The organism is Diplocloster hominis, assembly GCF_032380655.1.
In the GTDB taxonomy this organism is placed as follows: Bacteria; Bacillota; Clostridia; order Lachnospirales; family Lachnospiraceae; genus Diplocloster; species Diplocloster hominis.
This window is the reverse complement of the sequence record NZ_JAWDIY010000027.1, coordinates 43,257-66,366: the sequence shown is the minus strand read 5'-3', so window position 1 is coordinate 66,366 and position 23,110 is coordinate 43,257. Positions and strand designations below refer to the sequence as shown.

Genomic DNA, 23,110 nt, shown 5'->3' with positions numbered 1-23,110 from the left:
TAAAAATATCTTGTAATATACTCATAAGACTATTATGCAGGAAACCGACACAAAAAGAAACCCCTAATTCCCCCATGAATGGGGGCTAGGGGGTTGAAGTGTCGAAGACACTTTTTCATCCGGCAGACAAGCCTGTTAAAGGCGGAGAGTCTGACGAGTGACGCTCTAATCAAAGAGAAGGAGAGATTATATTGAAGAAAATACTGAAAATGGTAAAACAGCGGCCGTTTCTCTTCTTTATCGCACCAGGTGCACTTTTGTATCTTGTATTGATCATTTATCCGATGTTCAGCACGTTTGTCAACAGCTTCTGCCAGTGGGACGGGATCGGAGAGAAGTTGTTTATTGGGTTTTCCAACTTTAAAATGCTGTTCACGGATTCGATCTACGCGCCCCAGTTCCTGAATGCTCTGAAGAACAGTTTTATTTTCGTCCTCCTGTGTTATATCATTCAGGTTCCGCTGGCCTTTTACTTTGCCTATGTCATTAACCGCAAAGTATTCCTGTCAAAGACCTGCCAGCTATTGATCTTTATGCCCCAGGTGATCTCCCAGGTGGCGGTAGGACTGCTGGTGTTACTGTTTCTGGACCCGAATTTCGGCGTGGTCAACAACGGTCTTAGGGCCATCGGGCTTGGGTCCTGGGCCAGAGGGTGGCTGGGCGATCCGGTCATACTGAAGCTGGTGGTGGCGGTGATCCTGACATGGAAAGGGATCGGGATTCCCATGATGCTCCTGATCGCCAACATGCAGTCGATTCCGGCGGAGTATGAGGAGGCCGCGTCGCTGGACGGCGCTAATGAATGGAATAAGTTCCGGTATATTACACTTCCGCTGTTAAAACCGGCCCTGACCAATATTATCGTATTGATCTTTATCAATGGAATCGCTACCTTTGACATCCCTTATCTTCTGGGCGGAATGAACGGAGGCCCGTCCGGGGCCATCGACACTCTGGGAACCATGTTCTACCGGGTGGCCTTCGGATCGAAGTATCTGACAAATAACATGGGACTGGCGACAGCTATCGCTGTGATCCAGTTTCTGATCATGGTCACGGTCTCGGTGATCCAGATCTCACTGCTGAGGCGGAATGAGACGGAATACTAGGAATCGGTCCGGGTCTGCAAACCGGAATCAGGCCGCAGGAATCATGAGTGAGAAAGGGGTAGAAACGTTGAGAAAGAGAAAAACCACCGGAAAAAAATTCGTTACACTGTTGATCTCGCTGCCGATGTACCTGTACTGTATCGGCTCCCTGATATTCTTGTCTTACGCGCTGATCAATCCATTTAAATCAAACAAGGAATTTTTCCAGAACCTTCTGGGGCTGCCGAAGCACTGGACCCTTGATAATATTATACAGGTGTGGAAGGAAGCCGAATTTTATAAATATTATGTAAACAGCATTATCGTAACGGTATGCGCCACCATTTCCATCCTGATAATCGCGTCACTGACCGCGTACGGACTGTCCAGATACAAGTTTAAATTTAATAAAAAGGTCAATTCCTTTTTTCTGCTGGGAATGATGTTCCCGGCCACGATTATGATTATCCCGCTGTTCCTGGTAGCGCGTAATCTGGGCCTGGTGGATAACTTCCGCGGCCTTGTAGTGATCTTTACGGCGACGACCCTGTCGTTCAGCGTTTTTATACTGGCCGGATTTTTTAAAACGCTGCCCCACGAAGTGCACGAGGCGGCGAAGATCGACGGAGCCGGGGAATTCCGTATATTCTGGAAAATCATGATGCCCATGGCCAGACCAATCCTGGGAACCCTGATGACGATCACGGCGATCAATGTATGGAATGATTACTTTATATCGCTGATCATGATTTATGATAATGATAAGCGGACGCTTCCGCTGGCCCTGGCAAACTTTTATGCAGGAAACCAGGCCAGATGGCCTCTGCTGTTCGCGGCTCTGTTTATAACCACACTGCCGATCATTATCGTGTTCTTCATCGGTTCGAAGCAGATCGTCAGCGGCCTGACCGCAGGAGCGACAAAGTAAGCCGTAAATGCGGCACTGGAGGAGAAATTGAAGAAAATATTTATGGTTTTGCAATCGCATCTGGACCGGGAGTGGTACTGGTCTTTTGAAGAGTTCCGGATTCAGATATCACAGATATTGAACCGGGTTTTTGATCTGCTGGCGCAGGACCCGGAATTCCGGGTATATATGGTGGACGGTCAGATGAGTGTTCTGGAAGATTATCTGGAAATCTACCCAGAGAGAGAAGCGCTGGTGAAAAGTCTGGCGGAAAGCAAAAAGCTGATCCTGGGCCCCTGGTATTTTCAGCCCGATGAATACCTGGTGGATGCAGAGAGCCATATCCGTAACCTGCGGATGGGAACGGCGCTGGCCCGCCGGTATGGCCCCTGCCAGAACCTGGGCTATCTGCCGGATTCTTTTGGACACATCGCCCAGATGCCGCAGATCCTGAACGGCTTTGGCATCACTGAGGCATTTCTGATGCGGGGAGTGGATAAGCGGCAGCCACAGGAATTTCTCTGGAAATCCCCGGACACAAGCATGGTAAAAACGATACAGAACGAATATAATAATTGCTGCCGCATCGACCAGAAGCATATGGAGAACGGGGTTTCCCTCCTGGATACGCCGGAAGGACTCGAAGAGAGGTGGACTACATATAACAGGCAGGAAACGTGCCCGACCCGTTCGGACTATCTCCTGATCACCTACGGCGGCGACCACCTGGCCCCGCCCCGGCAGTTCGGCCGGCTGATCAGACAGATGAGAGAACGCGGATATGAGATCAGGGTGGGAAGTCTGGCAGAGTACTTTCAAACTATCGACTGGTCAGAGCCGGATCTGCGGTCGGTTACGGGAGAACTGCGGGAAGGGGAAGATATCCGGATTCTGAAAGACGTGGCAGCCTCCAGGAATGCGTTGAAAAGGGAGAATGTAATTCTGCAGGAAGCCCTGATCAAAAAAGCGGAGCCGCTGGCAGCGGTCCTGCGGACAATGGGATATGAGCTGCCTCTGCGTTTCCTGGATCAGGCGTGGAAATACCTGCTGGCAAACCATGCCCATGACAGTATATGCGGCTGCAGCCAAGACCCTGTAGAGGAAGAAATGCTGAGCCGCTATCACAAGGCGGGGCAGATCTGCAGCTGGATGATCCGCAGAGGAATGGAACAGATCAGTCAGAATATTTCCTGGAACCACCAGAAAGAAAATGAGTATACGCTATGTATCCTAAACAGCAGCGGCGGGACACCCGATGCCATGCTGGAGTGCGTTATCCGCGCGGAGCAGCGGCTGGACTATCATTCTTTTACCATATATGACCACGAAGGCCGGGAAATCCCCTGTCAGATCCTGGACAGAAGAGCAGAAACCAGGATCGCATCAGATATTGATGCAGTACAGCGCATGTACCACGAAATCTGCTGGAAAATTGTACTGCCTGCGCCCTGCTTGGCAGGGATCGGATATGCTTCCTACCAGGTGATTTTCCATCAAGGAACCGCGCCTGCGGATGCCGGAGCGGAATCCGGAGTGGATTCCAGAGAGGATTCCGGGCTTGAACCCGGGTGTGAACCGGGCGGAATGTGCCTGCTGTCTGCAAAAGCAGAATGTCCGTCAGAGCCGCATACGGTAACCTGCACAGCGGACGGGATGGAAAACGAATATCTCAAAGTAGAAATACAATCCGACGGAACCCTGGATATAACAGACAAAGAGACGGGACAACGCTATGAAGGACTGCATTTCTTTGAAGACGAAAGCTCCGGGGGTGACGTATACGAACATATCAGGCCCGAAGCCCCTTCGGTCATAGACAGCAGATCATGCAGCTGGAGCAGGCGCTGTACCCAGCGGGGACGGTTAAAATGCAGTTACCGTCTGACTGCGATGATTTTCACGCCATCAAGAGAAAAGGACATAAGTAACCAGATCACTTATGAGGTCTCCCTATATGCGGGCAGCAGGCAGCTTTATTTTGACACGGTTATCCGCAACCAGTCCGAGGATCATCGGGTCCGTGTTTTCTTTCCCGCAGCCAATCATACCGGCAGCGCTGTATCGGATGTCCCGTTCTCCATGGAAGAACGGCCATGGAACCAGTTCCCTTTGCTGCATCCATTCAGCAGCTTTGTAAGCGCAGGGGATGCGGATGGCAAGATCGTATTTCTAAGCAAAGGGCTTCACCAATATCAATTAGTCCAAAAGGAACAAAGTCTCCTGGCCGTGACGCTGTTAAGAAGCCAGGGAAGACTCTACGCATGGGCGGGAGGTAAAAATCCTGAATTCTCAGGCGCCCAGTGCAAAGGCGAAAACCACTGCTCCTATGCGCTCTATTTTCCAGCACCCCAGACCTCCTGGGGGGAAATCAAACACACTGCGCAGGCTTATTTGGCTGGACTTCTGACCGGTCAAAGCAAATCCGTTCCGAATGCCGTTCTCCCGGCAAGTCAAAACTTTGTCAGCTGCAGCAGCAGGGAACTGATCGTATCCGCTCTTAAGCCATATGAACACGAAAATGAGATCGAGCTTCGTTTCTATCTGCCCCAAAACCAGGTTGTCGAGGCAGAGATCCAATTTCATAAGAATCTGAGCGCAGTTCGGAAAATACGTTTGGACGGGCAGACCATTGAGGAATTGGCTTATACGGAAAATCAAATAAAGATAAAAGTAAATCCATATGAAATAATTACAATTATAGCGGTCTTTGAGTAACAGGGCCGCTATGTATTTGTAAGAAACTGAAAACGCCCCCTGACTTAATAACAAGCTTCTAGACATTTCCACATTTTGTGTTAAAATACAAAAAAGAAGCGAGTAAAAGGAGGGGTTGATTTTGGAGCGTACATATAACATTAAAGACTCCATAAGACCGCTGGCCGATCAAGCCGCAGATAAAATCATACAATATATTATAGATAAAGATCTGCAGGCCGGGGACAGACTGCCCAATGAATACGAATTAATTGAGCTGCTGCACGTGGGTAGAAGCTCTGTGAGGGAAGCGATCAAAGCTCTGGCTTCCAGGAACATCTTAGAGGTCCGGCGCGGGTCCGGTACTTATGTCTGTGAGAGATGCGGCGTGGTGGAAGATCCCCTGGGGTTCATGTTTGTCAGGGATAAATTAAAGCTCACCCAGGACCTGTTTGAAGTGCGGTACATCATAGAGCCGGAGATCGCCGCCATGGCGGCCAACAGGGCGACTCAGGAAGACGTGGCAGAACTGGAGGTCCTGTGCGCGGAGATGGAGCGGCAGGTACGGGCTGGCGAGCTGCATGAAGCGGTTGACTTCGAGTTTCATGCCCGTATTGCGAAAAGCTCTGGGAATCTGGCGATGCGGAATCTTCTGCCGATCATTAACCAGTCGATCCATCTGCACATTGACCCCGAAAATTTTAAACTAAAGGATGAGACCATCGAAGTACACTGGGAAATCACCAATGCTATCAAAAGCCATGATGCGGTGGGAGCACGGGATGCTATGATTGTTCATATGATCTATAACCGCCGCAATATTAAGGCCAAGATGCGTGAGACAGGACACAGGGATGTCTATTTTCTATAAATAAAAATTGGGTTTGAACAGAATTCTGCTAATCGTGACGCAATAACCGGTGCGTGCAATGATTAGCAGTTTTTTTATTTCATGTGAAAGTGTGGAAAGAAAGATATCACAAAGACATCAGATCAATTTGAATAAAAAGATTTAAAGAATCATGTAAAATGTGCACAAAATTTAACGAAAATAATAGATATTACTTACAAAACACCGTAAAATCGGGAAAAAACATTGACTTTACACAATATTAAAGGTATATTCTGCTTATAAGACATCAGATGTTTTCTGGCCGGGAATGATGTTGAGACACTTAACAACAAAAAGGAGGAACTAAGATGCAAAAGAAGGTATTGGGAATTTTACTGTCAACGGTAATGTTAGTGGGGTTATTAGCAGGCTGTGGCAGCACTCCGGCCGAGCCGGCAGATTCAAAACCAGCTGCAGAGCAGAAAACAACATCCGAGCCTGCAGCAGCTGCGGACAAAGAGTCATCCGCAGCGGATAATTATCCGGATAAGCAGGTCACTATGGTCGTCCCGTTTTCCGCAGGCGGCGGAACAGATCTGGTCTGCCGGGCTCTGGCGGACGCAGCGAAAGAAAATTTTCCTAAAAACATATCCGTTGAAAACCGTGAGGGGAGCGGCGGCGCGATCGGGATGCTATATGGTGCGAATGCGGCCCCGGATGGTTCCGTGATTACGATGATCACCGTAGAGCTGACGACTCTGGAACCGATGGGAACCGGCGCAGGGCTTACCTATGAAATGTTCAAACCTATCATCATGGTAAATTCCGTATCACCGGCCGTCACCGTGCGGGCCGATGCTCCGTGGAATACATTGGAAGAATTTATTGAATATGCGAAGACAAATGAAGTTCAGGTTGGCAATTCCGGTGTGGGAGCGATCTGGCATCTGGCAGCAGCCGACCTGGCTCAGAAATCAGGCGCGCAGTTTAAGCATGTTCCCTATGACGGGGCAGCAGGAGCGGTGACAGATCTTCTGGGAGGTCATATCGACGCCACTACTGTAAGCTATGCCGAGGTGGCTTCCCAGGTAAATGCCGGAGAGCTAAAAGTGCTGGCAGTTATGTCAAATGAAAGGCTGGAAGCCATACCGGACATTCCCACGTGTAAAGAAGCCGGATACGACTGCGTGACAGGAAGCTGGAGAGGATTGGCCGTTCCGAAGGACACTCCGGATGAAATCGTAAACAAACTGTATGACATCTTTCTGAAAGCCGCTCAGTCGGATGAATTTGTCAAATTCATGAATGATGCCAACAATGTAATCGAGATACTTGGACCGGAGGAATATACGAAGAAAGTGGAAGAAGAAAGCGTCCTCTTTACCGGATTTATCGAAGATCTGGGTATCAGCAACAAATAATTATACTGCCATAGTACCGGCGGCTGGCGGTCTGCCAGTTTACCGGTACGGCTCAGTGAAAAGGTGGAGACAGATATGAAAAAAGGTAATATCATTGCAGCTGTATTATGTCTGATCTTAAGCGGCGCTGTCATCGCAATATCAGCCGGATTTCCTGCAGGCAGGGATGGCGTTCCGGGACCCGGGATGGTACCGATCATCGTATCTGTCCTGCTGGCAGCTGCAAGCATCACATTGATCATACACTCCCTGCGCATGGTGCCGGAAGAGAATCGGCCGCTAGCCATGTTTTCCGCTGACAGCAGGAGAGTATACCTGTGCATGGGTGTCCTTGTATTATACGTAGTCTTGCTGGGTTTTCTGGGCTTCCTGATATCGACCGTCCTGCTGCTGTTTGTGTTTATACGCTGGTTTGCAAAGAAAACGTATCTGTTCAGCGGTATATACGCTGTGGTACTGACTGCGCTGATTTACAGTGCGTTCCGGTTCCTGTTAAAGGTGCCGTTGGATTTTGGTATTTTATGAAGGAGGCGAAAATATGATTTTTGACGCATTGGGAGCCGTCTTTCGTCCTGACGTGATCTGCTATATCCTGTTGGGAGTGGCCGGCGGTATCTGTATCGGCGCGTTGCCCGGACTGACGGCGACGATGGGAGTTGCGCTGCTGCTCCCGCTTACATTTGGAATGAATGCTGAAAATGGGATTCTGCTGCTTCTGGGGATCTACATCGGAGCGATCTACGGAGGATCCATATCGGCTATTTTGCTTAAGACTCCCGGTACTCCAGCTTCAGCGGCTACCGCGATCGACGGATATGAGTTTTCCAAACGGGGAGAAAGCGGACGGGCGCTGGGGATTGCCACCATGTCCTCTTTTGTAGGCGGAGTGGTCAGCTGTATCGCGCTTATGCTGATATCGCCTCAGCTGGCGAAGTTAGCGCTGAAGTTCAGCTCCGCGGAATTCTTTCTGCTGGCCGTTTTCGGACTGAGCATTATCGCGGGTATCTCTGGGAAATCCCTTGCAAAGGGCCTGATGTGCGGATTCATCGGAGTGCTGATATCGACGGTTGGAATAGACAATATTACAGGATTTGCCAGGTTTTCTTTTAATCATGTGAATTTGTTGTCCGGGATTTCCTATATTCCGGTTATGATCGGACTGTTTGCCATGTCACAGGCATTTTGTACACTGGAAGATATCTATAAGGAAGACCAGGTGGATCACAAGGTAGATCACATACTGCCGACCAAAAAGGATATGCTCTCGATCCTGAAAACGGCTCCGGTCACCGGCGCCATCGGGACGCTGATCGGTATTATTCCCGGAGCGGGAGCGGATATCGGAGCATTTGTCTCCTATAATACCATAAAGAATCTATCCAAAAAGGGGGAGAAATTCGGGACAGGTGTCCCAGAGGCCATCGCAGCATCCGAAGGAGGAAATAACGGGGTCACAGGCGGAGCGATGATACCGATGCTGACCCTTGGTATCCCGGGAGATGCCGTGGCCGCTATTATGATCGGGGCGTTGACCATCCAGGGACTACAGCCCGGGCCGCTTCTGTTTACGGAAAATAAGATCCTGGTATACACGATTTTTATTGGATTGCTGGTGGCCAACTGCTGCATGCTCTTACTGGGGTTTTCATGCCTGAAGTTATTCACAAGGATTTTATCTGTACCAAAAACCATACTGGTCCCCTGCATTTTCGTATTGTGCGTGGTAGGATCTTACGCCATCAATAATAAAATATTTGACGTGGGAACCATGCTGGTGTTTGGGATTATTGGATATTTTATGAGCAAACTGGAGATACCGGCCTCGCCGGCTATTTTGGGCCTGATCCTGGGGCCTATGGCGGAGAAACAGTTTCGGACAGCACTGTTAAAAGGCAGCGGACATTTGAGCGTATTCTTTTCCTCACCTATTTGCTGGGTATTTATCTTATTAATTCTGGTTACTCTGTTAAGCCCTATTGTTAAGAAACGTATGGGGAGACGAAAAAAAGACTGATGAAGGAAAGGCAGGACATCTGAAATGAATCAGATATTACAGAATATACATGAAATAGGAATTGTTCCTGTTATTGTGATCGACCGCGTGGACCTTGCGGTTCCGCTTGCAAAAATACTTAAGGAATCCGGTATGCCCTGTGCGGAAATCGCATTCCGTACTGATGAGGCCGCTCAGGTGATAGGTATTATGAAAAAAGAATATCCGGATATGCTGGTGGGAGCCGGCACAGTATTGACTATCGACCAGGTTAAGGCGGCTGTGGAGCAGGGAGCGGATTTTATTGTGAGTCCGGGTTTTAATCCTTCCGTGGTACAGTACTGTGTGGATCATGGCATCCTGATCATGCCGGGAGCGGTAAACCCCAGCGATGTGGAGAGAGCACTGGAACTGGGCCTGGAAGCGGTAAAATTCTTCCCGGTAATCGCAAACGGCGGCCTGGACGCGATCCGGTATCTGAGCGGCCCTTACAGTAATCTTCGTTTCATGCCTACTGGCGGAATCCATACCGGCAATATGAACGAATACCTGGACAGCCCTATTATTCTGGCGGTAGGCGGAGACTGGATGGTGGAAGGAGGGCTGATCAAAGAGGGCAGCCTGGATAAGATAAAGGCTTTGGTGGAGGAGAGTGTATCCGCTATGCTGGGATTTGAGCTTGCCCATGTAGGCATGAACTGCGGCGATGAGAAGAACGCCAAAGAAACGGCTGAGAAATTCTCCGCCATGTTCGGTATCCCCACGACAGGGTATCCGGGAGCCGTGTTCGCAGGAACGATGCTGGAAGCGGTGAAACATCCTGCATATGGAACGGCGGGACATATTGGAATCTATACCAACTCAGTGGAAAGGGCGGTCCGCTATCTGAAAGACCGGGGCTGCGCTTGCCGGGAAGAGAGCAGGCAGTATAGAGAAGACGGACGTCTCATCTGTGTCTACCTGGAAGAAGAGATTAACGGCTTCGCCGTTCATCTGCTGCAAAAATAGACAGTGCCGCGGACAGACGGCACGGAAATGGAGGGAAGTATGAGCACCTCAAATGAACTTCAGAGGTTTGCTGCGCAAATCAGAATGGAAACCGTAAAATGTCTGATACACAGGGGATTCGGACATATCGGAGGCTGCCTGTCCATCGCCGATGTACTGGCTGCGTTATACGGAAAATTGATGCATGTGGAACCGGCTGATCCGCATGCCAGGGAGAGGGATTACCTGGTGGTGTCCAAAGGACACGCAGGGCCTGCTGTTTTTGCCGCTTTGGCTCTGAAAGGTTATTTTCCGCTGGAATGGCTGAATACGCTCTGCGTGGGGGGCACGCGGCTGCCAAGCCATTGCGACCGGATACAGACACCGGGGATCGATGTATCCACAGGTTCCCTGGGGCAGGGGCTGTCCGTGGCTGCCGGTATCGCCCACGGGTTCCAGATCCAAGACATGCGGAATTATGTATACTGTATCCTGGGAGATGGAGAGCTGCAGGAAGGCCAGATATGGGAAGCTGCGCTTTACGCACATCAGTATAAACTAAATCATTTGACTGCTTTTGTGGACTGGAATAAAAAGCAGGTGGACGGTTATGTGGAAGATATGCTTTCCCTGATGGATATCGCTGAGAAATTCAAAGCATTCGGCTGGCATGCCCAGACGGTAGACGGCAGCGATCCGGAAGGGATCGTGGAAGCGGTGGATACCGCCCGCCGGGAGCAGAAGGACCGGCCCGCTGTGATTGTCCTGGACGGAGTGAAAGGAAGCGGTATCAAAGCAGTGGAGGAACTGTCCTTTAACCATTTTATTGATATTCCTGATGATCTGGCAAAACGCTGTATGGAGGAACTAACCGAGACCATGAGCAGATTAGAGGAGGGAAGGTCCCATGATTAAGACAAATTACAATGGCAGTTTGGAAGAACCGATCATTACCAGACAATTTGTGGACCATCTTGCGGAAATGATGGAACAGGATGAGAAGCTGGTTTATCTGGATGCGGACCTTATGTTCGCATGGGTAATGGATGATCTGCTGGAGCGGTTTCCTGGGCGGATGATCCACTGCGGAATCGCCGAGTGTAATATGGTCAGCGTAGCCGCTGGGATGTCTGCAGCCGGACTGAAACCTTTGATTCACAGCTTCGCCGTATTTATTTCCCGGCGTGTGTTCGATCAGATCTATCTCTCTGGGGCGTATGGACGGAACAGTATGAATATTATCGGCAGTCAGCCCGGGTACACCCAGGGATATAACGGCGGTACCCACATGGCTTTTGAGGACATTGCCATGATGCGGACGGTTCCCGATGCCTGCGTGTTCGATATGGTGGATGGCGTTCAGTTTAATCATCTTATTGAACAGACGAAAGACATGAATGGGATTTATTACTACCGCACTGCCCTTCAGGACAATATCAGTATCTATGAAAAGGGATCTGATTTTACAATCGGAAAAGGGATCATTCTGCGGGAGGGCACAGATGCCACGGTAATCGCCTGCGGCCGTCTCGTGGCCAATGCGCTCAGGGCGGCTGAACTGCTTTTGGACGAAGGGATCTCGATCCGGGTAGTGGATATGTTCACCATCAAACCGCTGGATGAAGAGCTGGTGATCGACAGCGCTAAGAAAACCGGTATAATCGTCACGGCAGAAAACCATTCGGTTTATGGAGGCCTGGGCAGCGCGGTGGCGGAAACGCTGGCGGAGCACGATCCGGTTCCGGTCTATCGGATAGGAATGAAGGACCGATTCGGGGAGGTTGGTCCGGAACCTTATCTGGAAGAAGCCTTTGGCTTTACGGCAGAGGACGTGGCCAGGACCGTACGGGAAGCAGTCAGAAAAAAATCCGATTGAGAAGGGGAGGGGTCGAATGGAAAAAAAGATTATCGTAGGTGCCGATCCCTTTGGATTCGGAATCAAGGAAGCGGTTAAGGAACATTTGAAAAAAAGAGGTTTTGAAGTCCGGGACGTGGGGACCCTCTCCCCTGAGATGCCGGTGGAATATTATACGGCGGGATATCAGGTGGCAAAGGCGGTGGCCGATGGAGAATATGAACGGGGAATCGTGTTCTGCGGCAGCGGAATGGGTGTCAATCTCATCGCCAATAAGTTCCCGGGGGTATATTGCGGCTTGGTGGAAAGTGTCTACACGGCATCGCTCTGCCGCACGATCAATAACTGTAATATGCTGGCGCTGGGCGGATTCCTGAATGGAGAGGAAAAAGCCAGGAAGATGGTGGACGCTTTTTTGGATACGCCGTTTGCGCCGGCACAGGGGGAGTTGGACAGCTGTTTTTTACAGTGTTCCTATGAACAAGTGCGAGCGCTGGAGAAAAAGATCCGGAGTGAATATGCGTTAAAGTGAGTGGGAGGTTAAGTATTTTACGGTTCTATGGTTTATGATCTTACATTTACTACCCTTCTCCTGTCTTCTAAAATAGAAGAAAAAAGGAGGAGGGTTATTTATTATGTGTAACAGAAAAACCAGAAAATGGCTGAGCCTGTTCCTGGCCCTGGCATGTGTTCTGACCACCGTGCCGCTTCCCGGCAGCGCCGGGATCGCCAAAGCTGCCCAGGACTATGGCATCGGTACAGGAAAGCCCACGACAGCCAGCAAGTACGACCAGGGGAATATCGCGTCTTACGCCAATGACGGGGACGACACTACCAGGTGGTATGACGGGGACAATAAAAACGATGGGAACTGGCTGCTGATTGATCTGGAGGAAACAAAAGAGATCCGAAAGGTCCGCATCAACTGGGGAACAAATACGGATGTACATCCAAACGCCTATCGCATCCAGGCATCTGCCGATGGCACGGATGGCAGCTATACCGATCTGTATACGACCAGTCAGGCCCCTGCGAATACGGTGGAGGAATTCGAGGTCAACGGCAGCGGACGCTACATAAAGCTTGTTATCGATGCCCATGGACAATGGGGAACGAACGTCTATGAATTCAATGTGTGGGAGGAAGAGCAGGAAGCAACTGCCGATCCCTACATGATAAAATATGAGGCCGAAGGCGGACAGTTAACCGATGTATCTGCACAGGATGCGGAAAATGCTTCCGGCGGCAAAGCGGTGGGGCCGATGCAGACGGCGGGAGGAAAGGCTGCCTTTTCCCACATCCCGGCGGCAGACAAGATCGCAGTTTCCTACACAAGTGAGGCGGACGGGAAGATCGGCCTGTATATCAACGGGACCCGCACCGATCTGTCGCTTCCGGCAGCCGATACCTTCCAGGAAAAAGTATTCCGCGTACAGATACCGGAAAATGCACAGATCTGTGTGCAGTATGATGAGGGAGACCAGCCTGTAACACTGGATTATATCCGGGTGACCGGCAGAGAAATCCCTCTGTCCCAGACCGGAAATTATGAGGCGGAGGACGCCGTGCTGATCCAGGGAGAAAACTATGAGCCGCAGACGACGGAAGTAAAAGCGGTGGACCTGGCAGAGGCATCCGGCGGCAGATACGTAGATGGTTTTCAGGAGAGCAAAGATGGTTCCGGAATCTGTTATCCCCAGATCATCACAAAAGATGCGGTTTACCAGCTGAAGCTTGGATACGCCAGATATTATTATGAAAAAGAGGATACCATCAGTGTCTATGTGAACGGAGTCAAACGGCATCATCTGAATCTGGTGTCCCAGGGATCTAATGTGGATGATACCATCGTCTCTGATCCATTCGAACTGGAGCTTAATACGGGTGATACCATCAGTATACAGGTAGACGCCGCGGACAATGACCAGGGAATGCTGAGAATTGATTATCTGAATATCACGGAAAAAACCGATGAGCCAAATGTACCGGATACGGATGTGTCCGGAAAACGGAATTTCATGATCATGCCCCAGGACAAGATCACGGTTCCAGTGGATCATCTGCCGGATGGCGAAGTGTTAAGTTATGAGTCGGATCACCCGGAGATCGCTTCTGTGGATGCGCATACCGGAGAGATCACCGGTGTTTCAGCGGGAAATGCGCTGATCCGCGGAACAGGGACGGCAGATCCTGAATTTGCTGTAGTCTATCAGATACAGGTAGTGGCGGAGGAATCTGAGCTGGTTCCGGAAACCATGACACTGGAAGCGGAAGAGGGGACTCTTTTGCAGGGAGAAAATACGTCCAAACAGATCTTCGTGCGCAGCGACGGCAATGCATCGAAGGGGAAATGTGTGGACGGATTCTACGACAGCGGCAACGGGGCCGGGGTCCTGTTCCAGCCTGCCATACCGTCGGAGGATTCGTACGATCTCTCTGTGTGCTATGCGAGAGATTCCTATCTGGTTCATACCGATACCTTGTCGGTATTCGTAAACGGGGAGCGAAAAGGAGCGTTCACCTTACCGCCCCATACAGGGTATTCCGATTACCAGGAATCCGAAACCCTCACCCTGAATCTGAAACCGGAGGATCAGGTCAGCATTCAGGTCAGCAAGGAAGATCAGGACGCCGGATTACTGCGTCTGGACTATATCCGTCTGACGAGGAAGGTTACGATTCCCGCCAGAGGTATCGAGCTACCTGAGACGCTTACGGTCAACGAGAAAGAGAGCCTGGACATTCCGCTGAAGCTGACTCCGGAGTCGGCGGATGCGAAAGGTATCCGCTGGACCAGCAGTGAGGAAGAGACGGTTTCCGTGGATCAGGGTGTGATCAGAGCCAATGGAACCGGAGAGGCTGCGATTACGGCAGTTTCCGTTTACAATCCGTCCATAACGGACAGCGTACAGGTGAGCGCGGTTCAAAATGAGAAATTAGATACACTGGCCAATGATACGATGACGGTTATGATCGACAAGACGTTTCCGAGGGTGATCGAATATCGCATGGCAAGCGGTGCGGTTATGGACGGCAACGATAAGGCGCTGACACAGATCAAACTGAACGGAAAGCTGTATACGCCGGAAGTCAGCTATGCAAAAGAGGATGCCGGTGCGGAATATAAGCTGAAGGTACCGGAGCTGGAAGCGACGATTACCATGACGGTCCGCCTGGAAGAAAACATTCTGAAATTAGATGTGACAAGCATTGAGGAAAGCTTGGACAAGGCAAAGAGAATCTTTACCTTTGAAATACCTGATCTCAATATTATCTCAGTGAGCAGTGACGAAGCCGGTGCAGCGTTTGCCGGATCTAAGATGGAATCGGATATAAGAAAAACCGGAGACCGTTATCTGGATCTGACACAGAACACCAGTGTCGACGCGAAGCCGGATGAATACGTTTATGGTTTTCTGAACAATGAAAATGTGGCTGCCGGAATCCGGAGCAACGGTATGGATACCAAGGTATATAAGCAGACGGTACCGGACGGAAGCGGTTACCGGACCGGACTATGGAACGGCACCTGGAGATACCGGGCCGATGATTATACGAAGAAATTCCAGGATATGCGCGGGGATTACGGGAAAGCCGGAGAAATCGTGACAAAGACCTACGAAGCAGACTATACGGAACAGCTTCCGCTGTTATATGTGGCACTGGCGGAAGATGTCAACGAATCCCAAGATGTGGACTGGCAGGACGCGGCGGTGGAATTCCGTAAAATCATGCCGACTGCCCAGGGAATGGAAGAGATTCCAGATGCCGTGGTACAGCGTTTGGTATTCCCGCAGTCAGGGGAGGGCAACTATCCCTATGTGGCTTCTCTGGATGAGACGAAACGGGTATACTTAAATACGGATGGACTGGGACAGCTGGTGCTGAACAAGTTCCACAATACGGGGGTTTGGGGAGACTTTACCGTATATGATGACCGCCTGGGCGGTTTGAGAGATTTTAACAAATATGTCAGCGACGCTGCCAACCTGTATAATTCCTGGGTGGGGGTACATACCAATTATACGGAGATTTTCGCCAAAGCGGGAGAGTTCCGTCCGGAGAGTATCCTGATGCAGGAAGACGGCATCACTCCGAAAAACGGGGGTTATCAGGCATACGGGTACTGGCTGGAGCAGGTATATACGCCGGATATCACCTTTGAGGCCTTAAGCCTGGAACGTCAGAAGCGTATGGTCGGTTTTAAAAACGAGGTACCGGACCTGGGTTTCATATACAGTGATGTATTCTCCGGAGGAGGATGGAAGGGCCGCCGGCTGGCAGAAGACTATAAAGAGGCAGGGCTCAGCTATTTCGTAGAATGGCCGTATCAGAATGAGGAAGAGGCGGTCTGGTCTCACTGGGCCGTGGAGAAGGTATACAGTCCGGCGAATCTGAAGGGGTATGCCAGTGATATCGCCAGATTTATTTACAACCACACAAAAGACCGGTGGGACAATAACGCGGAGGTGGACGGACGTTATCCCAACAGCTGTAACCTGCTGATGGGCGCCGACACCACCACCTATGAGGGATGGCCCCAGAGAACCACGAATAACAGTTTCAATCAGGCGATCCGGGTAGTCTTTGACAATAACCTGCCGACCAAATACATGCAGCATTTCCCGATCCTGCGCATGGAAAAGGATGCGGACGGATGGGCCAAACACATCTGGTTTGAAGACCAGGTGGAAGTGTATCAGGATGAAACCACCGGCAAGCGGATGATCAAAAAAGACGGCAAAGTCATCTATAATCAGGATAGTTATCTGATTCCCTGGGACGAAGGCCTGATCGAAAACCCGGAAGGGGAAGAGAAGGAAGTAAAGCTCTACCACTGGAATGAAAACGGCGGGAACAGCACATGGGATCTGCCGGACAGCTGGGACGGACTTTCCACCGTATATCTGTACGAACTGACGGATCAGGGGAAAATCGGAAAAACCCAGGTGGCGGTACAGAATGGAAAAGTGACGCTTAATAATATCAAAGCCAAGACGGCCTATGTCGTATACAAAGGCGAAGCGGCGAAAGAACCCGATCTGGTTTATGGAGACGGCGGATATGTGAAAGATCCCGGATTTAACTACGGGGACTTAAGGTGCTGGTCTGTGGACAAAGGCGAGGCTGCCGTGAAAAAGAATGACACCGAGTTTGATGATCCCAATACACCCGGATGGGGAAGAAACGCACCCTATGGGGAGCAGCGTAATTATGAATTGATCATCGATACGACGGAAGAGACCCAGGTGAGCCAGAAGATCACCGGACTGAAACCCGGCGAGTATGCCGCCTCCGTCATGGTGGAAGTCCAGCAGGGTAAAGAACGGGAAGCTGCGCTCATGGTTGACTGCGCTGGTAAGACTTCGAAGAATTATACGACGAAATCCATCCTGCTGGATTACGATGAGTACGATTCCAAGATCGGAACCTATATGCTGCGCATGCGCACCACATTTACCGTACCGGAAGGGACCGGGGAAGCGGTGATCCGGCTTGCCGCAGAAGCCGGAGAGGGTAAAGTGAGATTCGACAATGTGCGTATCTATGATACGACCACGCCGGATGCGCCAAAGGACGCGCAGGGAGTCGTGCTGTACCAGGATTTTGAGATCGCACAAAGAGACGGTGTACAGGGCAATGACCGTTACAAGGCCACCTATGAAGGCTACTATCCGTTTAACCTGGGCGGGTCCAACGGAATCCATGAGACGAGAATATCGATCCAGATGCGGCACAGCCCTTATACGGACAACGGAGCAGACTCTCCCTGGGACCCGAATACGGCAAAGGTGGATGATACCCTGGATCAGGAGCGCTCGTTAAAGGTACTGGGAACCCAGACCGGTATCGCGGTCCAGACTACCCCGCAGACAGTCCGTTTCGAGAAGGGACATCAGTACCGGGTAAGCTTCCTGTATCAGGTACAGCCGGCGGCTGACTATGCGTTTGTGGTGGGCGACGGCAAGGATACCAGCAGCAACGCGTCAAAACCGGCGAATCTGGTGAGCCAGTCCATACTGGAACCCACCTCTAAAACCAAAGAATTCGAATATCAGTTTACAGCGGATTCGGATCAGAACTGGATCGGAATTTACCGGGTGAAGCAGACCTACAGTGTATCCGTAGATCCTACCCCGCTGATCCTGGATAACATTCTGGTGGAAGATCTGACACAGGCCGAGACTGACAGCAGGGAAGCACTGGAAACATTATATGAACAGAATAAGGACCGGCAGAAAGACCTCTATACGGAAGAGACCTGGGAAGCTTTCGCAATCGCGCTGAATCTGGCGAAAGAAGCGTTGGAGCCGGGCGGCACGAAGACCCAGATCGAGGAAGCCTATAACGCACTGCAGGCAGCGGTGAACGGACTGGAACTGAAAGCGGAGGAGAAGCCGGTTCCGATACAAAAAGATGCCCTGAGAGAACTGGCGGCAGAGGCGTCGGCATGGAAGAAGGAGCATTATACCCAGAGCAGCTGGGCGGTGCTGGCGTCGGCACTCGACAGTGCGAATACCGTACTGGAAAATGCGGATGCGACTCAGGATCAGGTGGATGAAGCATACCGTATCCTGAAAGCGGCCTGTGAAGGACTGGTGACAGTCAAAGAAGTATCGGTCGATATCCAGCAAGGGACGGGCATGCCGAATGTCCGCTTCGGGGATAAAAACAGTGTCATCCATGCAGCACTGACCGAGGATGAATGGAATCAGTTACAGGAAGGAAAAGAGATCGGTATCATACTTCAGATGCAGGCGGCTGATCAGGAAAAATACGCACAGGATATTGCGGCGGCCAATGCAGCTCTGAATGCTAACGGCCAGACTCTGGGAATGTTACTGGATATCTCCCTGTTCAAAACCCTGGATGGCCAGAAGATGGAACCGGTCAATGAAACGAAACAGCCGGTCCGCCTGATTTTGGACGTGCCTGAGCAGTTAAGGGGAAATGCGGACGTGGTGAGGACCTTCTTCGTCATACGGGTTCACGATGGCCAGGCCGAGATATTGCCTGATCTGGACCGCGAGGATGGTACAATTACGATGGATAACGATAAGTACTCCCTGTTCGCTATCGCTTATAAGGATGAGGGGAAAAAGCAGGAGAATAACGATGATCCGTCCAAAAATGACGGGAATTCCGGCAGCTCCGGGTCCAGCAGCTCTGGCGGCTCTGGAAACTCCGGCAGTGACAGCCAGACGTCTTCTGTGGCTACAGGTGATACTGCCCCGGTCGCGGCTATGATGATCCTGGTGATCTTAGCGGCTGCTGTGTGTATATTGGTTGTCAGGAAAAAAACCAAGGGGAAAGGGCAGGAGTCTTAAGAGAAGGTACAAAAAGACTGGTATAAAAAGACTGGTATAAAAAGACTGGTACAAAGAGACTGGTACAAAAAGACTGGTACAAAGAGACTGGTACAAAGAGACTGGTACAAAGAGAACGGTATAAAGAGACTGGCACAAAGAGAACAGCATAAAGATAATGGTATAAAGAAAACGGAATAAAAAGAGGTTGCGCGGATGGGATCGAGTAAAATACAGATCCTAAACCGCGCAGCCTTTTTTGGGGGGGCTGTCGGGAAATTAAATAAGCATACCAGATATGGATGTAAAACTGGCGAACATGTTCCATATCTGGTATGACTTATTTATTTCCCGATAGCCCGTTCTTATCTCATTTACTTTCCTTAATGTGATTACTAATACGGAAGGCGATAGAAAAATGTGTGATGGGAACTTCTAAAACAAAATTTTGCTTTTTTTGTTGTCAAATAATTATATAACAATGCGAATAAAAACAGTTTCAACTAAAATCAAATTATCCGACCGACTTCTTATATCCGGATGGGGTAACCCCCATAATCTTCTTGAACACCTTACTGAAATAATAGGAATCATTGAAGCCCAATGTCTCTGAAATCTCCTTTAACGGCATGTTCGGGTAATTCTGTATCATATTTTTGGCTTTTTCGATCTTCAGACGCACGAAATAGTCAATCGGAGTCAGATCCGTCTGTTTCTTGAAAATACGGCACAGATAGACCTGGGATACATTCATCCGCTCACTTAACATCTGAAGAGAGATATTCGATGATATATTCTGCTCAAAATAATCCACGGCTGTCTGGAGCAGCCGGTCCGCGGACGTCTCCTTCACGGGAGCGTTAGTCTCGAACAGGTCCAGGAGCAGACGGTAAAAATGTTCCTCCAGATTCCGATAATCTGAGGCGGTGCTGATGATATCTTCAATATAGAACTGGCTGTTGAATTCGAATACGGTGCCCGAAGACATGGCATATTTCAGGGAATCCAGCAGATAGACCAGGTCCTGTTCCATAAACCAGACCGGACGTTCCGCCTGCTGCCACTGATCAAACAGCTGGTGGACACTGGTTTTCAAAATGTCGAACTGTTTCTGATCCAACAGCAGGTGATAGCGGCTGATCACGTCGTTCGTGATGGATTTCCTGTTGGAAAGGACAGGATCGTCCTGCGCGTACCGGACCGTGGATTTGTGGAGCAGGACGCTCTGGGCGGCTTTTGCCCGGCATTTTTTAAGAGCGTTTCCGAGGTTGTCGATCTGTCCTCTTAGATCGGCGTAGATCGTAACGGTATAGGATAATTCCGCAGCCAGCGAAAGAGGCAGTCCCTTCAGCCGGAGGCGAAAGGAGTCCGGATGGAACCGGGAAAAGTGCAGCAGCACCGCTTTTTCATTGGTAAAGATCCCGTCAAAGCAGTAGCATTCTCCGGCGGTTGAGAACTCCCGGTGGAGCCGTTCCTCCATCGTCTCGGAAGGGATATAGGGTACGGACGGATGAATAATATGATCCGCGCTTTGAAGGGGATTGCCGATGATGAGATAGAGGATGACGTATGTACCGTCCGAGTGGAAGGTCATAGGCATTTTTTCCTCATGCATCATGACGGAAACCATATTCGTCCGTTTTTTTGCCTGCTGTTCTTTGCAGCGTTCCCGACAGTGGGAGAGACATTCGTCCAGTTCCTGGATGTCTATGGGCTTGAGCAGATAATCCAGGACACCCATGGACATGGCCTGTTTGGCATATTCAAATTCCTGATATCCGCTGATAATGACCGCTATGGCGTCCGGGCAGAGAACGGCCATTTCCCGGATCAGCGTAAGGCCGTCCATACCGGGCATCCGGATATCCGTCAACACGATGTCCGGCGTCTGCTGCCGGATCAGTTCCAATGCTTTGGTTCCGTTGGACGCTGTTCCGATAATCTCATAATCCTGGTTCAGATCCAGGATTTTTTGTTCCAGACTTTTTAATACGTGAATTTCATCTTCCACCAACAACAGTTTCATACACTTCTCCTCCATGACTCATCTATGTATTCCGGGTATCCAGGATTTCGATATAGATCCGGCAGCCCCCCTGCGGACAGTTTTCAATGTGGAACGAGAATCCCTCCCCGTACAGAATCCGCATCCGTATGTAGATATTACTCAGGGCCAGATTTCCTATTTTCATGTTGATCACTTCATCGTTGGCCTTCAGGCGCTTGTCACAGTGGTCAAACTGCTGGTAGATCTCCTGGATCTTCTCCGGTGTAATCCCGCTTCCATTATCTTCGATCAGAATATACCATCCATCCGGCAGGGTTTGGATGCGGACCCCGATCTGCAGCAGCTGATCCGCTTCGTAAAAGCCATACTTGACAGAGTTCTCAAACAGCGGCTGGAGGGTGAATTTGGGTATCTCCTTCTGATACAGGACCGGATCGGCGTCGATCGCTACCTGAAGCTGCCCCTCGTACCGTTTCTTCATCAGATTCGAATAATTTTCCAGATGCCCCACTTCGTCTTTGACGGTATAGTGATGCCTGGTATAATCAGAGATATAACGCAGCATGCGGGAGAAATAGACACACAGCTCAGAGATCTCCTTATCCCCGTGCATATAACTGATGGATTCGATCATGGCGATCGTATTGTAGATGGTGTGGGGGTTCATCTGGGACTGGAGCGCCAGATAATTGGCACGCTCTTCGTTGGCCCTGGATTCCACGGTCTGTGCGATGGATTCCTTGAGCTTCAGGAACATGGTGTGGAAGGAATCGTTGATCTGGTCGATCTCCGCGATGTCGTAGGACTGGGACAGGGTAACCGCCAGATTATTAAGGCTGACCGTATGCAGCGATTCATTCAGCTCTGTCAGCGGCTGGGTCAGCCGGACGGTCAGCTTTTTCACCAGGATCAGCGTCACAAAGGTAATGGCCAGAAAGGTGAGGAATATGGCCAGGAAGATATAGTTGGAAAAAGATACGATCCGGCTGACGGGCTGGTAGATTACGGTGGTCCATCCGCTGTAGCCGGAGCGGGAGTAAGCCACCTCACACCGGTCAAAGCGGTAATTTCCCGCCTCTTTTTCCCTGGCTTCCACGGATGAATAAAGGGAAGACAAAAAACCGGTATCCCCCTCCTGAGCGCCCCAGGGATAGATGATCTGCCCGGTTTCGGAAAATACGGCCATCGTTCCGATGCTGGACTCGATTTTACAGATATCCTCCACTTTTTCATATTCATTCTGGACTTCCACCATCCCGAACTTCCGGCCGGTATAATCCGTGATATTGCGCAGAACGGAGATGACCGGGTTATCCTTGCGGCTGAATGTGTCCGGATGAGTGGGAAGGATGATCTTACTGCCTTTTACCTGATCGAGAAGTTCCTGATAGGGATAGTCCTTAAGGGCCTGGGCGATATAAGTCTGGTCCTCTCCGGATTTTACGAAGGTGTAATAGGCCTGCGGGGTAGAGACCATCACCCGGTATGTCTCGATGAGAGGGGCATCCAGACTGACGATCATGGACAGTATTTTTTTGTTATTCTCATTATACTGTGTCTGGGCTGCCGTGTCGTTCCGGATAATATTCATAAAATCCTGGTTGAACAACAGCCCGTTGGCCAGCTTGTCCATGGAGGAAAGCACAGAGTCCAGCTGCTGGGAGGTTTTTTCCAGGATCTGATTCTGGCTGTCGATGGCTTTTTCATAATTATAGCTGTAAAATAAAGTAAAGATCAGGACTGCGAGGATCAGCAGGATGATAAAAATTAAAGTGGAATAGGTATAGAATAGTTTGGTCTGATAGTTGTGCGGATTTCGTTTAGAGAGTGTTTTGATTTTCATAAATAGCCCCCCGTCGGACTGCGTAATTTCCTATATTCGATAGGTATATTATATCATGGAGACAGAGTGCGGGAAACCCGTGAAAACAGCCGCCGGTTAAGTATTTTACATCTCCCCGGTTTATGATCTTACATTTACCCGGGGGGTTTTGCGGTGTACGATTTAGGTACATCAA

General features: G+C 50.1%; 14 protein-coding genes. 12 read left to right on the top strand and 2 right to left on the bottom strand.

The window, feature by feature from the left end; translation table 11 throughout:
• Window positions 1–191: 191 nt before the first annotated feature.
• The 12 genes from ABC831_RS20255 to ABC831_RS20200 all read left to right on the top strand — a co-directional run bounded on the left by ABC831_RS20255 (window position 192) and on the right by ABC831_RS20200 (window position 19,105).
• Window positions 192–1,109, top strand: coding sequence for a carbohydrate ABC transporter permease (locus ABC831_RS20255; protein WP_343249887.1), 918 nt, complete (start codon window positions 192–194; stop codon window positions 1,107–1,109).
• Between the two features lie 43 nt (window positions 1,110–1,152).
• Window positions 1,153–2,016, top strand: coding sequence for a carbohydrate ABC transporter permease (locus tag ABC831_RS20250; protein ID WP_343249886.1), 864 nt, complete (start codon window positions 1,153–1,155; stop codon window positions 2,014–2,016).
• 27 nt (window positions 2,017–2,043) lie between these two features.
• On the top strand, window positions 2,044–4,710 hold the full coding sequence (locus tag ABC831_RS20245; protein WP_343249885.1) for a glycoside hydrolase family 38 N-terminal domain-containing protein: 2,667 nt from the start codon (window positions 2,044–2,046) through the stop codon (window positions 4,708–4,710).
• A 121-nt stretch (window positions 4,711–4,831) separates the two neighbouring features.
• A complete protein-coding gene (locus ABC831_RS20240; RefSeq protein WP_343249884.1) occupies window positions 4,832–5,560 on the top strand; it encodes a FadR/GntR family transcriptional regulator in 729 nt (242 codons plus the stop codon).
• 329 nt (window positions 5,561–5,889) lie between these two features.
• Window positions 5,890–6,942: a Bug family tripartite tricarboxylate transporter substrate binding protein gene (locus ABC831_RS20235; protein WP_343249883.1), complete on the top strand. Its 1,053-nt coding sequence runs from the start codon at window positions 5,890–5,892 to the stop codon at window positions 6,940–6,942.
• 75 nt (window positions 6,943–7,017) lie between these two features.
• Window positions 7,018–7,467 carry a tripartite tricarboxylate transporter TctB family protein gene (locus tag ABC831_RS20230; RefSeq protein ID WP_343249882.1) on the top strand — a complete coding sequence of 150 codons (450 nt, stop codon included), beginning with the start codon at window positions 7,018–7,020 and terminating at the stop codon, window positions 7,465–7,467.
• Window positions 7,468–7,480: 13 nt separating this feature from the next.
• Window positions 7,481–8,956, top strand: a complete 1,476-nt coding sequence (locus ABC831_RS20225; RefSeq protein ID WP_343249881.1) for a tripartite tricarboxylate transporter permease — start codon at window positions 7,481–7,483, stop codon at window positions 8,954–8,956.
• 24 nt (window positions 8,957–8,980) lie between these two features.
• The gene (gene eda, locus ABC831_RS20220) at window positions 8,981–9,943 is read left to right on the top strand and encodes a bifunctional 4-hydroxy-2-oxoglutarate aldolase/2-dehydro-3-deoxy-phosphogluconate aldolase (protein ID WP_343249880.1); all 963 of its coding nucleotides are present in this window, start codon (window positions 8,981–8,983) and stop codon (window positions 9,941–9,943) included.
• A gap of 39 nt (window positions 9,944–9,982) precedes the next feature.
• Entirely contained in the window at window positions 9,983–10,837 is an 855-nt protein-coding gene (locus ABC831_RS20215; RefSeq protein WP_343249879.1) for a transketolase, read from the top strand.
• The gene (locus tag ABC831_RS20210; protein ID WP_343249878.1) at window positions 10,830–11,798 is read left to right on the top strand and encodes a transketolase family protein; all 969 of its coding nucleotides are present in this window, start codon (window positions 10,830–10,832) and stop codon (window positions 11,796–11,798) included. The genes ABC831_RS20215 and ABC831_RS20210 overlap by 8 nt, the downstream gene beginning before the upstream one ends.
• A gap of 16 nt (window positions 11,799–11,814) precedes the next feature.
• A complete protein-coding gene (locus ABC831_RS20205) occupies window positions 11,815–12,309 on the top strand; it encodes an RpiB/LacA/LacB family sugar-phosphate isomerase (protein WP_343249877.1) in 495 nt (164 codons plus the stop codon).
• A 103-nt stretch (window positions 12,310–12,412) separates the two neighbouring features.
• Window positions 12,413–19,105: an endo-alpha-N-acetylgalactosaminidase family protein gene (locus ABC831_RS20200; protein ID WP_343249876.1), complete on the top strand. Its 6,693-nt coding sequence runs from the start codon at window positions 12,413–12,415 to the stop codon at window positions 19,103–19,105.
• Window positions 19,106–19,598: 493 nt separating this feature from the next.
• Here ABC831_RS20200 and ABC831_RS20195 read toward each other — a convergent pair whose 3' ends face one another.
• Both ABC831_RS20195 and ABC831_RS20190 read right to left on the bottom strand, forming a co-directional pair.
• Window positions 19,599–21,110, bottom strand: a complete 1,512-nt coding sequence (locus ABC831_RS20195; RefSeq protein WP_343249875.1) for a response regulator — start codon at window positions 21,108–21,110, stop codon at window positions 19,599–19,601.
• A 22-nt stretch (window positions 21,111–21,132) separates the two neighbouring features.
• Complete coding sequence (locus ABC831_RS20190) at window positions 21,133–22,935, bottom strand: cache domain-containing sensor histidine kinase (RefSeq protein WP_343249874.1); 1,803 nt, start codon at window positions 22,933–22,935, stop codon at window positions 21,133–21,135.
• Between the last annotated feature and the right edge of the window lie 175 nt (window positions 22,936–23,110).